Annotated in this window: 5 protein-coding genes (1 of these 5 cut by a window edge); 3 read left to right on the plus strand and 2 right to left on the minus strand. The window is 71.5% G+C overall.

The annotated features are described in order from the left end of the window. Together ACMCNK_RS03170 and ACMCNK_RS03175 are read left to right on the plus strand one after the other, a co-directional pair. Positions 1–9,467 carry the 3' portion of an amino acid adenylation domain-containing protein gene (locus tag ACMCNK_RS03170; RefSeq protein ID WP_412734871.1) on the plus strand. Its footprint begins 1,333 nt before the window's first position, so 9,467 of the gene's 10,800 nt are visible here — the last part of the coding sequence; its start codon lies off the left edge, out of view; it ends in the stop codon at positions 9,465–9,467. Continuing rightward, a complete protein-coding gene (locus ACMCNK_RS03175; RefSeq protein WP_412734872.1) occupies positions 9,464–9,673 on the plus strand; it encodes an MbtH family protein in 210 nt (69 codons plus the stop codon). Before ACMCNK_RS03170 ends, ACMCNK_RS03175 begins: the two co-directional genes overlap by 4 nt. Positions 9,674–9,780: 107 nt before the next feature. Here ACMCNK_RS03175 and ACMCNK_RS03180 read toward each other — a convergent pair whose 3' ends face one another. After that, positions 9,781–10,344 (minus strand): NUDIX hydrolase, encoded by a 564-nt coding sequence (locus tag ACMCNK_RS03180; RefSeq protein ID WP_412734873.1) that lies wholly within the window; start codon positions 10,342–10,344, stop codon positions 9,781–9,783. Positions 10,345–10,347: 3 nt separating this feature from the next. Then, positions 10,348–11,472: an adenosylhomocysteinase gene (locus ACMCNK_RS03185; RefSeq protein WP_412734874.1), complete on the minus strand. Its 1,125-nt coding sequence runs from the start codon at positions 11,470–11,472 to the stop codon at positions 10,348–10,350. 798 nt (positions 11,473–12,270) lie between these two features. Between ACMCNK_RS03185 and ACMCNK_RS03190 the strand changes: the two genes are divergently transcribed. Continuing rightward, on the plus strand, positions 12,271–13,731 hold the full coding sequence (locus ACMCNK_RS03190; protein ID WP_412734875.1) for a hypothetical protein: 1,461 nt from the start codon (positions 12,271–12,273) through the stop codon (positions 13,729–13,731). Positions 13,732–13,751: the final 20 nt, after the last annotated feature.

Genomic DNA, 13,751 nt, shown 5'->3' on the forward strand with positions numbered 1-13,751 from the left:
GCACCGACGGCATCGCGCCCACCACGTTCCCGCGCCGGTTCGCGCAGATGGCCGCGGCGTACCCGGACCACGTCGCGGTGGTCTTCGCCGACGAACGGGTCACCTACGCCGAACTGGACGCCCGTTCCGCCCGGCTGGCCCGTACCCTGGCGGGACGCGGTGTCGGGCCCGGCGACGTCGTCGCGGTCGCGCTGCCCCGCAGCACCGACCTGGTCACCGCGCTGGTCGGGGTGCTGCGTTCGGGTGCCGCGTATCTCGCGCTGGACCTGGACTATCCCGCTGACCGGCTGCGCTACATGCTCGACGACGCCGCCCCCGCCTGTGCGATCACCCGCGCCGGCCTGCCCGGCGACCTGCCCGCCCTCGACGTCACCGCCACCGGGCCGCAGGCCGACCCGCGGGACCCGGACGTCCACGACGCCGCGTACGTGATCTACACGTCCGGCTCGACTGGGCAACCCAAGGGCGTCGTGGTCACCCACGAAGGCGTCGCCAAACTGCTCGCCACCCAGCAGCAGCGGCTCGGCGTCACCGAGACGAGCCGGGTGCTGCTGTTCGCCTCGCCCAGCTTCGACCTCGCGTACTGGGAGATGTGCCAGGCGCTGCTGTCCGGCGGCGCGCTCGTGGTGGTTCCGGCCGAGCTGCGCGTCCCGGGCGCGCCGCTGATCGACTACCTCACCAAACACGAGGTCACCCAGCTCGCGCTGCCACCGTCGGTGCTGGGCGCGCTGCCCGCGGACTGCCGGCTGCCGCTCGGCGTGTCCATGCTGGTCGGCACGGAGGAGGTGCCGCCCCGGCTGGCCGAGCGGTTCGCCGCCGGGCGGCGCATGTTCAACGCGTACGGCCCGACCGAGACCAGCGTCAACGCGACCCTGTGGGAGTGCGCGCCGGTCACCACCGGCACCGTGCCGATCGGTCACCCCGATCCCGGCCAGCTCGCGTACGTGCTGGACAGCGGCCTGCAACCGGTGCCCGCCGGCACGGTCGGCGAGCTGTACCTGGGCGGGCTCGGCCTGGCCCGCGGCTACCTGAACCGGGCCGCCCTGACTGCCGAACGGTTCCTGGCGGACCCGTTCGCGACCCCCGGTTCCCGCATGTACCGCACCGGCGACCTGGTGCGCTGGAAGGCGGACGGTGCGATCGAGTTCGTCGGCCGCGCCGACCACCAGGTCAAGATCCGCGGCTTCCGGGTGGAACTCGGCGAGATCGAGGCGGTCGTCGCCCGCCAGCCGGGGGTCCGGCAGGCCGCCGTGGTGCTGCGCACCGACGGCGGGACCACACGCCTCGTCGCGTACGTCGTGCCCGGCGCCGACCTGAGCGGCCTGCGGGCCGACGTGGCCGCGGTGCTGCCCGACCACATGGTCCCGGGCGCGTTCGTGGCGCTGGACGCGTTGCCCGTCTCGGTCAACGGCAAGCTCGACCGGGCCGCCCTGCCCGCACCCGACTTCGCCGCCGGCGCCGCCGGACGGGCACCGCGCACCCCCCGCGAGAAGCTGCTGTGCGACGTGTTCGCCGAGGTCGTCGGCGTGCCGCAGGTCGGCATCGACGACGACTTCTTCGCGCTCGGCGGGGACAGCATCATGTCCATGCAGCTCGTCGGCCGCGCCCGCACCGCCGGGCTGGTGATCTCCCCACGGCAGGTGTTCCAGCACCGGACCCCGGCCCGGCTGGTCACGGTCGCGGACGCGCTCACCGGGGCCGACACCGTTGCGGCCAGCCTGTCGCTGGTCAGCCTCACCGACGCGGACCGGCGGGAACTGGCCGCGCTGGGCACCGACGTCCACGAGGTGCTGCCGCTGTCGCCGCTGCAGGCCGGGCTGCTGTTCCGTACGCTGCTCGACGACACCGGCCCCGACGTCTACGCCGTACGGATGGTCGTCGACCTGGCCGGGCCGATCGACCCCGTGCGGCTGCGCGCCGCGTGCCAGGCCCTGCTGGACCGGCACGGCAACCTGCGCGCCTCGTTCCACCACCTGAGCTCCGGCACTCTGGTCAGCGTCGTTCCGCCCGCGTCCACCGCAGCGCCCTGGACCGAGTACGAGTCGTGGGAGCAGGCCGTTGCCGGCGAGGGACAGCGGTTCGATCCGGCCGCGGGGCCGCTGGTGCGGTTCGCGCTGGTGCACACCGGCCCGGACACCCACAAGCTCGTGCTCACTCACCACCACCTGCTGCTCGACGGCTGGTCCCGGGGGCCGCTGCTGGCGGAGCTGTCCGCGCTGTACCGCGACGGCGAGGCGGCGCCCGCGCTGGGCCGCCCGTTCCGGGATTATCTGGCCTGGCTGTCCGGTCAGGACCGGGTCCGCGCCGAACGGGCCTGGGCCGCCGCCCTCACCGGCCTGGCCGGGCCTACTCAGGTCGCCCCCGCTGCCGGGCCCGCACAGCTCGTCCCCGCCGGGCCGGACCAGGTCGTCACCGCGGCCGGGCCCCCCGCCCCGGATTCCCGGGCCGTCACCGGACCCGTCGTGGACGCGGACCGTGCCGTGCCCACCCCGGAGGTCGCCGAGGTCGAGCTGCCCGCGGCCCGCACCGCCGAACTCGGGGCTCTCGCCCGGGCCCGAGGCCTCACCCTCAACACGGTCGTGCAGGCCGCGTGGGCGCTGGTCCTGGCCCGGCTCACCGGCCAGGACGATGTGGTGTTCGGCGCGACCGTGGCCGGCCGGCCGCCGCAGCTGCCCGGCGTCGAAACCATGATCGGCCTGTTCATCAACACCGTCCCGGTCCGGGTCCGGCTCGACCCGGCCGAGCCGGCGCACGCGCTGCTCGACCGGATCCAGGACGAACAGTCCGCGCTGATGGAACACCAGTACCTCGGACTCACCGACATCCAGCGGGCCGCCGGGCACGGGGAACTGTTCGACACGCTGGTGGTGTTCGAGAACTACCCGGACGACGAGCCCGGCGACGACGGCCTTCCGGTCATCGGCACGGACGGCCACGATGCCACCCACTACCCGCTGACGCTGATCGCCGAGCCCGGTCCCACCCTGCGGCTCGCGGTCGAGTACCGGCCCGACCTGTTCGACGCGGCGTACGCGCGAAGGCTCGCGGCGGCACTGCTCGCCGTCGTCGACGGGCTGGGCGCCGGGCTGGACGTCCCGGTCGGCCGGACCGGCCTGCTCGACGCGGCCGGCACGGACGCGATCCTGGCCGCCGGTACCGGCGAGACCCGGGATCTGCCCGCGGCGACGATGCCCGCACTGGTCGCCGCGCAGACCGCCGCCACCCCGGACGCGGTGGCGCTGGTCGGCCCCGACGGGGCCGCCCTCACGTACCGGGAACTGGACGCGCGGACCGAACGGCTGGCCCGGGTGCTGGCCGCGGCCGGGGCGGGGCCGGAACGGGTGGTGGCGCTGGCGCTGCCCCGCTCGGCCGAGCTCGTCGTGGCGATCCTCGCGGTGTGCCGGGCCGGGGCCGCGTACCTGCCGCTGGACCTGGACCACCCGGACGCCCGGCTGGCGACCATGCTGGACGACGCCCGCCCGGCCGCGGTCCTCGCGGTCGCCGCCACGGCGCACCGCGTGACCGGGCCCCCGCCGATCCTCCTGGACGCGCCGCTGCCCGACCCGGACGTGACGCCGGTCGCGCCGGGGCCGCGCCACCCGGCGTACCTGATCTACACGTCCGGTTCCACCGGGGCGCCCAAAGGTGTCGCGGTCGAGCACGCCGCGATCGTCAACCGGCTCCGCTGGATGCAACACGAGTACGGCCTGGCCGCCGGCGACCGGGTGCTGCAGAAGACCCCGGCCGGTTTCGACGTGTCCGTGTGGGAGTTCTTCTGGCCACTGATCACCGGCGCGACGCTGGTGGTGGCCCGCCCGGACGGGCACCGCGACCCCGCCTATCTGGCGGAGCTCATCCGACGCGAGCGGGTCACCACGGTCCACTTCGTCCCGTCGATGCTCGCCGCGTTCCTCGCCGACCCGGCCGCCGCGGCCTGCACCGGACTGCACCGGATCATCTGCAGCGGCGAGGCCCTGTCCACCGCGCTCGCCGAACGCTGCCACGAACTGCTGCCCGGCACCGCCCTGCACAACCTGTACGGGCCCACCGAGGCGGCCGTGGACGTCACGTCCTGGCCCGCCGCCCGGGGTTGCGGCGACGCAACCGTGCCGATCGGCGCGCCGGTCTGGAACACGGCGGTGAAGGTCCTCGACCCGCACCTGCGGCCGGTGCCCGCCGGTGTGCCCGGCGAGCTGTACCTGTCCGGCGTCCAGCTGGCCCGCGGCTACCGGGGACGGCCCGGCCTGACCGCGGGCCGGTTCGTCGCCGACCCGTACGGCCCGGCGGGGCAGCGCATGTACCGCACCGGCGACCAGGTCCGCTGGAACTCTGCCGGTGCGCTGGAGTTCCTGGGGCGCGGCGACGGCCAGGTGAAGATCCGGGGCCTGCGCGTCGAGCTGGGCGAGATTGAGGCCGCCCTGGTGGCACAACCGGGCGTGGACTCGGCCGTGGTGCTGCTGCGCGAGGACCGTCCCGGCGTCGCGCACCTGGTCGCGTACGTCGTCGGCGGCCCGGTCGACGTCGGCGCGGTGCGGGCGAGGCTGCCGGAGTACATGGTGCCCTCCGCGTTCGTCGCGCTCGATGCGCTGCCGGTCTCGGTCAACGGCAAACTGGACCGGGCCGCCCTGCCCGCCCCCGACTTCGCCGGCACCGGCACCGCCGCCCGCACCCCGCGCGAACAGCTCATGTGCGACCTGTTCGCCCAGGTGCTGGCGCTGCCGTCGGTCGGCGCGCAGGACGACTTCTTCGCCCTCGGCGGCGACAGCATCGTGTCCATCGCGCTGGTCGGCCGGGCCCGCGCCGCGGGACTGTCGCTGTCGCTGCGGCAGGTGTTCCAGCTGCGCACCCCGGCCGCGCTGGCCGCGGCGGCCGGGTCGGTGTTCACGGCCGCGGCCGCCTCCGGTGCGCTGGTGACGCTCACCGACGCGGAGACCGCGGAGATCGCGGCGCTGGGCATCGACGTGGCCGAGGTGCTGCCGCTGTCGCCGTTGCAGGCCGGGCTGCTGTTCCACGCCGCGTTCGACGCGGACCGGCTCGACCTGTACACCGTGCAGATGGTCTTCGACCTGCCCGCGACCGTCGACCCGGCGCGGTTGCGCGCGGCCGGTCAGGCGCTGCTGCACCGGCACGCCAACCTGCGGGCGTCGTTTCACCAGCTCGGCTCCGGGCGGCCGGTCGCCGTGGTCGCCCGCGCCGCCGCGCTGCCCTGGGCGACCGCCGACCTGTCCGATCTGGACGGTACGGCGTTCGTCGAGGCCTGGCAGCGGTGCCTGGCCGAGGAGGCCCGGCGTTTCGACCCGGCCAGGGCGCCGCTGCTGCGGATGATGCTGGTCCGGGCGCCGGGCGCGTACCGGCTGATCCTCACGCACCAGCACATGCTGCTCGACGGCTGGTCCCGTGGCCCGCTGATGGAGCAGCTCGCCGCGCTGTACGCCGACCGTGACGACCGGAGCGCGGTGGCGCCGTACCGCGACTTCCTGGCATGGCTCGCCGGGCAGGACCGGGGTGCCGCCGAGCAGGCGTGGCGCCACGCGCTGGCCGGGGTCACCGACGCCACCCGGCTCGCCCCTGCCGACCCGCAACGCGAACCCGCCGTACCCGATCTGGCCGAGCACGAGCTGCCCGCCGACGTGACGGCCGCGCTGACCGCGCTCGCCCGCTCCCGCGGCCTGACCTTGAACACGCTGGTGCAGGCGGCGTGGGGCGTCGTGCTGGGGCGGCTCACCGGCCGTACCGATGTGGTGTTCGGCGCGACCGTCTCCGGGCGCCCCGCCCCCCTGCCCGGCGTCGAGTCGATGATCGGCCTGTTCATCAACACCGTGCCGGTACGGGTCCGCCTCGACCACGCCGAACCGGTGACCGCCCTGCTGACCCGGCTGCAGGACGAGCAGTCGGCGCTGCTCGACCACCAGTACCTGGGGCTCGCCGACATCCAGCGGCTGGCCGGGGCAGGGGAGCTGTTCGACACGCTGCTGATCGTCGAGAACTACCCGGACCGCGGCGACGACCCGGACAGCCTGCTCGCCGCGGCCGACGCGGGCGGCCGCGACGCCACCCACTACCCGCTGACCTGGGTGGTCGACCCGGGCGAGCGGCTGCACCTGACGCTGGAACACCGGGCCGACCTGTTCACCCGCCCGGTGGCCGCCCGGCTCGTGGACGCGGTCACCGCGGTGCTCACCGCGTTCGCCGCCGACCCGCAGCGGAGGGTCGGGCGCATCGACCTGGTTGCCGGGCATGACCGGCCGCCTTTCGGGCATGACCGGGCCGCTTCGAGCCCGCCGGATGCCGAACCCGCCGGGCCCACGGTCGCGGAACTGTTCGAGCGGCAGGCGGCCGAGTCGCCCGAAGCCACAGCCGTGGTCTGCGGCCCGGTCCGGTGGACGTTCGCCGAGCTCGACGCGCGCGCCAACCGGCTCGCAAGGCACCTGGCCGCGCGGGGTGCCGGGCCGGAGACCACGGTCGCACTGGCCCTGCCACGGACCGCGGACGCGATCACCGCGATCCTGGCCGTGCTCAAGACCGGCGCCGCGTACCTGCCGGTGGATCCCGCGTACCCGGCGGCGCGGATCGCGGCGATGCTGCGCGACGCGCGGCCCGTGCTGCTGGTCACCGCGGACGGCGTACCGGCCGTCGATGAGGGGATCGGCCGGGTGCTGGTGGACGATCCGCTGCTCGACACACTGCCCGGCCACCACCTCACCGACGCCGACCGGGTACGCCCCGCCGACGCCCGGCATCCCGCGTACGTCATCTACACCTCCGGGTCCACCGGCCGCCCCAAGGGCGTGGTGGTGACCCACCGCAACCTGGTCAACCTGTTCCGCAGCCACCGCGCCCAACTGCACCTGCCGGCCCGGGCCGCCACCGGCCGCCGCCACCTGCGGGTCGCGCACGCCTGGTCGTTCGCGTTCGACGCGTCATGGCAGCCGCAGCTCTGGCTGCTCGACGGTCACGCCCTGCACATCGTCACCGAGGAGGTGCAGCGCGACGCGGCGCAGCTCGCCGAGCTGATCCACGCCGACGGGATCGACTTCATCGAGCTGACCCCGTCACACTTCGCGCAGGTCGCGGACGCCGGGCTGATCCGCGACGGGCGCTGCCCGCTCGCCGTGGTCGGGGTCGGCGGCGAGGCGGTTCCGCCCGCACTGTGGCGCCGCCTCGGCAACCTGGCCGGCACGAGCGCGTTCAACCTGTACGGCCCGACCGAGGCCACCGTGGACGCCCTGGCCGCCCGGATCGGCGACACCGCGACCCCGGTGATCGGCCGGGCCGTGGCGGGCGCCCGCGCGTACGTGCTGGACCATGCGCTGCGGCCCACCCCGCCCGGCATCGCCGGTGAGCTGTACGTCGCCGGCGCCGGGCTGGCCCGCGGCTACCTGGGCCGGCCCGACCTGAGCGCCGACCGGTTCGTCGCCGACCCGTACGGGCCGCCCGGCGACCGCATGTACCGCACCGGTGACCTGGTGCGCTGGACCGAGGACGGCCAGGTCGAATACCTGGGCCGGGTCGACGAACAGGTGAAGATCCGCGGCTTCCGGGTGGAGCTGGCCGAGATCGAGTCGGTGCTCGCGGCGCAGCCCGGCGTCGCCGAGGCCGTGGTCGTGGCGCGCGAGAACCGTCCCGGCGTCCGCCGCCTGGTCGGCTACCTGGTCGCCCCGGCCGACGTGGACGTGGACACGGTGCGCGCCGGTGTCGCCGCCGAGCTGCCCGACCACATGGTCCCGGCCGTACTGATCCGGCTCGACCGCCTGCCCACGCTGGCCAACGGCAAGCTCGACCGGGCCGCCCTGCCCGCACCCGACCCGGGTGCGGGCGCTGCCAGGCGGGCGCCGCGGACCCCGCACGAGCGCACCCTGGGCGAGATCGTCGCCGCCGCGCTCGGGCTGTCCACGATCGACGTCGAGGCCGACTTCTTCGCCCTCGGCGGCGACAGCATCGTCGCGATGCAGGTGGTCGGCCGGGCGCGCGCGGCGGGCCTGCGGCTCACCCCCCGCCAGGTCTTCGCCGAGCGTACGGTGGCCCGCCTCGCCGAGGTCGCCACGGTCACCGGCCCGGACGCGGACACCGCCGGGGACGGCATCGGCGCGTTCCCGCTCACCCCGGTCATGCGCTGGCTCAGCGAGATCGACGGCCCGATCGACGGTTTCAACCAGTCCGCGGTCGTGCAGGTTCCCGCCGGGCTCGGCTGGGCGCCGCTGCTGGCCGCGTTGCAGACCGCCGCGGACCGGCACGACCTGCTGCGGGCCCGGCTCGACCGCACCGGCGGCTGGTCGATGACCGTGCCCCCGCCGGGGTCGTCGCGCTCCGCCGACTGGACCGTCCGGGTCGACGTGTCCGGCCTGGACGACCGTGAGCTGTGGGATGCGGTCGCCGTACAGGCCCGCATCGCCCAGGCCGCGCTCGACCCGGACAACGGCGTCATGATCCGGTGCGCCTGGCTGGACGCCGGGCCCGACCGACCGGGCCGGCTCCTGCTGCTCGTGCACCACCTGGTCGTCGACGGGGTGTCGTGGCGGGTGCTGCTGCCCGAGCTCGGCGCCGCCTGGCGCGACGCCGTGGCCGGACGCGCACCCGCGGCCGCCCACGCGGCGACCTCGTTCCGGCGCTGGGCGACCGGGCTCACCCGGCACGCCCTGGACCCGGCCCGCGTGGCCGAGCTGCCGGTGTGGACGCAACTGATGCAGCGGGGCGACCCGCTGCCGGTGCGGCGCCCGCTCGATGCGTCCGTCGACGTCGCCGCGACACTGCTCGACGTGACCGAGACGCTGCCTACGGACGTCACCGAGGCGCTGCTGACCGGAGTGCCCACCGCGCTCGGCGCCACGATCAACGACGTCCTGCTCGGCGCGCTCGGCGTCGCCGTCACCCGCTGGCGCGCCACCCAGGGCGGCACGGGTGACGCGGTGCTGGTCGCGCTGGAAGGACACGGCCGGGAGGAACACCTGGTGCCCGGCGCCGACCTGTCCGGCACGGTCGGCTGGTTCACCAACATCTTCCCGGTCTGCCTCGACACCGCAGGCATCGACACCACGGCCGGCGGGCCCGCGGTGGCCGAGGCGGTGACCCGCGTACGCGAACACCTGGCCGCCCTGCCGGACAACGGCATGGGGTACGGCCTGCTCCGCTACCTGAACCCGGACACCGCCCCGGTGCTGGCGGCGCTGCCGCACCCGCCGATCCAGTTCAACTACATGGGCCGGTTCGACTTCCCCGAGGCGGCCGACTGGGAGTACGCCCCCGAGGCGGAAGCCGCCGAGAACGGTGCCGACGACGCCATGCCCGAGTCGTACGAGCTGGTGGTGAACGCACAGACCGAGGACCGGCCGGGCGGCCCGCAGCTCGTCGCCACATGGGCTTGGCCGGCCGGCGTGTGCACCGCAGAATCGGTCACGGAACTGGCCCGCCTGTGGTTCGACACCCTGCAGACCCTGGTAATCCACATTCGCACGAGGAGTAACCGATGAGCACCAACCCGTTCGACAACGAGGACGGCACCTTTCTGGTGCTGGTCAACGACGAGAACCAGCACAGCCTGTGGCCGGAATTCGCCGAGGTGCCGGCGGGCTGGCGTTGCGTGCACGGCCCAGCCGGCCGCCAGGAATGCCTCGATTACGTCAACGAGAACTGGACCGACATGCGGCCGCAGAGCCTCATCGACGCCGACCGCTGAAGCGACGCCGGGTCGGCGCGCTATTGCTGTGCGCCGACCCGAGGTGGTTACATATCCGACGGTCGCGGACGTGCCGATCTATGTTCGTGGATGTGGACGACCGTGGCTTACTGCCCCGCCATGAAATGGTTGGCGAGTTTTTTCGTCAGCTCAACCGCTGGCATAGCGTCGAAGTCGAGCCAGTCGTAGCCGGAGACCTCCTCAGCCTGCAATCTAACGGGCGAGCTTCCCGCCAGGTTGAACGCGAAGCGGAGGTCGAAGTGCCAATGATGTGGCTCCTCCTTGTCCGCGTTCTCAGGGATGGCGTGGACATCGATGTCCAGCGGTATGTCTCCACATCCCTCCAAGAGGCGAAGGCCGGTCGACACCAGCCCAGTCTCCTCTCGGGCTTCGCGCAATGCCGCGTCCACAAGGTCAAGGTCTTCGGGCTCCAGATGCCCGCCGGGCAGGAGCCATCTTCCGAGTGCGTTGTGTCGGATGTGCAGGACGCGCCAGTCCGCGTCGAGGATCACGACACCGCAGGTGACATGCCCGTTGAACTCCTTGCGAGACGTGATGGCGGAGTCGCCGGCCAGGGCGTCCGTGAGTCGCTCCAGCCGGTTCCGCTCGTCAGGAAATCGCGTCAGGTACTGGCCTACCGTGTCGCTGATTTGACCTTGGCTGACTGCCATTCGTCATCTCCTGTTGAAGTAGTTGAGCCATGTCTGTGCAATGAAACGCCGCTCAGCGTCAGGAACCTCGTAGTAGCCCGGTTCCTCCGGTTGTGCAGCCAGGTTCGCTACGGCCGCCAGAATTTCCGCCTGCACGAGAAAGATGAACGGGCCAACCGATGCACCGTGCAGGAAGTTGACTGCATTGCCGTTGTTCAGAACGTAGAAGTAGTGCCCGGTAGTCGCGTATCGGGTGATGTGCTCGCCTACCGGGGATCTCCGGTACAAGTTCGCCAACCCGCCGATCTCTAGCTCGTCCTCCGACGAGGTGACCGTCGCGACATGAGCGCCGTTGCGGAGCTGGTTGAAGTCGTCGTGGCGTAGCGCCAGGTTTCCCGTGGCGCACATGACCACGCCGGCCCTCGCGAGGGCGTCGCTGCGAGATCGAGCGATGCGGAATCCCTGGGACATCGCCTGCGTCATCCGTACCGGGTCCTCGTCGTACACCGTTACCCGCACGCTCTTGGCGTGCAGCATCCGGGCGATGCTGCTACCGAGTTTGCCGAAGCCGATGACGCACGCCTCCCGTCCGTGCAGGATGTCGCCTCGCGAGCGCATCAGTGCCTCGGTGCTGAACACTACCGATTGTCCAACCAGGTAGTCCTCGGGCTGCTTGAGAGGGCTACGGGCCACCGAGAACACCGGGCACGGCGGCTTGCCGAGCGCCTGGTATCGCCGAAAGCCGTTCTCGGTGTCCTCGACCACACCAACGACCTGACCCGAGAAACGGTCGCACATTGCGTGCAGTGACGGTGCGAAGTAGCCACCGACGTCAAGCAGCACCAGGCGCTGCCCGGATGCCCGCTCCTCGATGTACTCCACGGCCTCGTCCGGGTCGGCGAATCTCTCCCGACTCAACTCATCCACCACTGAACCGCGAGATACCTCGGCCATCGCAGCATGGTGAATACTCTTCGGCTTCGGTAGAACCGCCCGCACCTCCGCCAACGTGCCGACGGCCTGCACGAACGACGGTCGGTCCGCGAGAAGGTGAGTCACCACCACACTGCACAGAGCCTCCGTGGGTGCGAACCGCTCGGCGATCCTGCCGAAGTAGTTGTCCAAGTGCGCGCGTTCGAACGTCTCCACGCCTGCCTCCCTGACTAGCGAGCAACACGGAAAGTCGAATGTCTCCACCTACGGGGGAGCGGAGCCGGTTGTGCACCCGAGGGACGGAGCGTGTTCGCCCCGCAAGAAACCACGATTAGCAGAGGGTCTGGCCGGGTGTTTCCTTCGCGTTCGCCCTGATGTACAGCTCGCGGTGGACGAAACCGCCGTGACTCAGCAGTCGCCATTTGCGACCCACGCATTCACATGAAACCAAGGCTCTGCGTCGAACATTGTTTCGGCGATGACTTCCACCGAGTGGACGAGTATCGGTCCCACGCCGAACTTGTACGACGCTTCAACAACAAGGCGAGTGTCGGCAGGCAGAGGTTCCTTTGCGCCCGTCACGACGCAGTTTCCGGCCTCAGCGCCTCGATGAGGCGACTCAGGGTGCGCTCGTCGGTTGACCACGTGTTTCGCTGCCTCAGCACACGAGCCCGACCCACGAAAGTGCACCCATGAAGTAGGACGTTTGCGGGAAAGTGCGATCCGGGCTCCCTCCGGGGCAGCCCACCATTGTTCTGTTGCAACTTGCCGCCTCCGGTGTGTCCGGTCCCATAGGTGCGGGTGGACGCGCAAGCCATCACGTGTCGGCGAGACGGCGGATGCATGTCCACCCGCTCACTCGCAAGCACGGAGACGGGATCGCGCACCCACGGGGGCCCGGGCCTTGACGTCGCACGTACGTGCGCCGACGATGACGGAGCAAGTTCGCTGCATCTGACGTTCAGGCGGTTCAGGCATAGCTGTCATGCAACCCAGCAAGCACGGAGCCTTCCCGTGACGAAACACGGAAAATTCACGGACGCCGGATGGCCCGGTCCGGATGCTGCGAGTCTCGGCGCCGAACTGAAGCGGCTGCGCCGGGCGGGACTTGCCGACCTGGCCATGCGCCCACACCGCTACCCCGCGCTGAATGCCCTGTTGGCAAAGGCCGGCGCGCCGGCGCCCTGTGACGTCCTGCGACGCCTTGAATTCAACGCGGCGGCCTTCGGTGCAGCCCTCCAACGTCTGCCGTCTGACGCGATGCAACGGGCCGCTCGCATCCTGTTCCACGTCGGAACACCAGGCAGACTCCCTGCCCTGGAGGACCGTCGCCGGGCAGCCGACCGCGCGTACACCGGACGGGCATACGCTCGTGAGCCCGACACCATCCAGCGGCACCTTGAACGTGATCTGTTGGATCCGCTCATCCTCGACGCCCTGCAAGGCTTCAAGGGGCTTCCAGCGGATTCGCGCCCGGTTGTGATAGGTAGCTCATGGGGCCGCGCTGAGGCACCGGAGAACGATCTTGATCGCGCCATTAACAGCCTTGAGCGCCGCGACCTTGACGAGGCTGCCGTCGCCCTCGATGCGTGGATCGCACAGACGGCACGCGACCGCAGCCAAGCGACCCCGTACGCCAGCACCGTCGCGGCGCCGACGCAAGGCAAACTTGATCGCATGAACCGGCGGGCCTTACTTCGCAACCTCAGCGCTGTCGGAACGCTGGCTGTCGTCCGACGCCCGAACGACCACCTGGGCCTGCTGGACATGCCCGAGTGGACAACCGCCCGGCACGGACCACCGTTCGACGGCTCGGCGCTCATCGACCTCGCCAGCATCAACACCCGGCTATGGCGGGCCTTTGCAGCGAGCGACTGCAAAGGTGACGTCTTCACACTGGCGAGGCACCAACTCGACGCACTGATGGACGGACTCCACAACAGCAGAGGAACTGCCCACGTCCGTCTCTGCGAACTCCTCAGCGAGCTTCTGCAACTCGCCGGTGAAGTTTTCTTCGACCTGGAGCAATACGTCGAAGCTGCGCACTGCTACACCGTGGCAGCGAGCGTTAGCAAAGAGGCGAATGCTCGTGACCTGTGGTCCTGCGCCGTAACCCGTCACGCCTTCATAAGCGTTTACGAGGGGCGTTTCGCCGAAGCAATTCCCTTGCTTGAGCTTTCAGCGCAGGTAGCCAGGAGTGGGGACAGCCAGTTGTCCACTCGCCGATGGGTTGACGCCGTGGCGGCGCAGGCATTCGCTGGAATGAAGGACGCGGCAGCTTGTGAGAACGCGATCGAATCCGCAGCGGCCGTGCAAGGCATGACCGGAAAGATCCACAATGGCGGATGGCTACGCTTCGACGGGTCACGGGTGCACGAGGAACGCGGATCATGCTACGCACAACTTGATCGGCTCGACGAGGCGGAGTCTGCCCTGATGTCAGCGCTCGACCTCAATGAGCCTTTTCCAACCTGACCCCGCAGGTCAGCAGCGGT

Origin of the sequence: Krasilnikovia sp. MM14-A1259 (genome assembly GCF_047159535.1) — a bacterium.
In the GTDB taxonomy this organism is placed as follows: Bacteria; Actinomycetota; Actinomycetes; order Mycobacteriales; family Micromonosporaceae; genus Actinoplanes.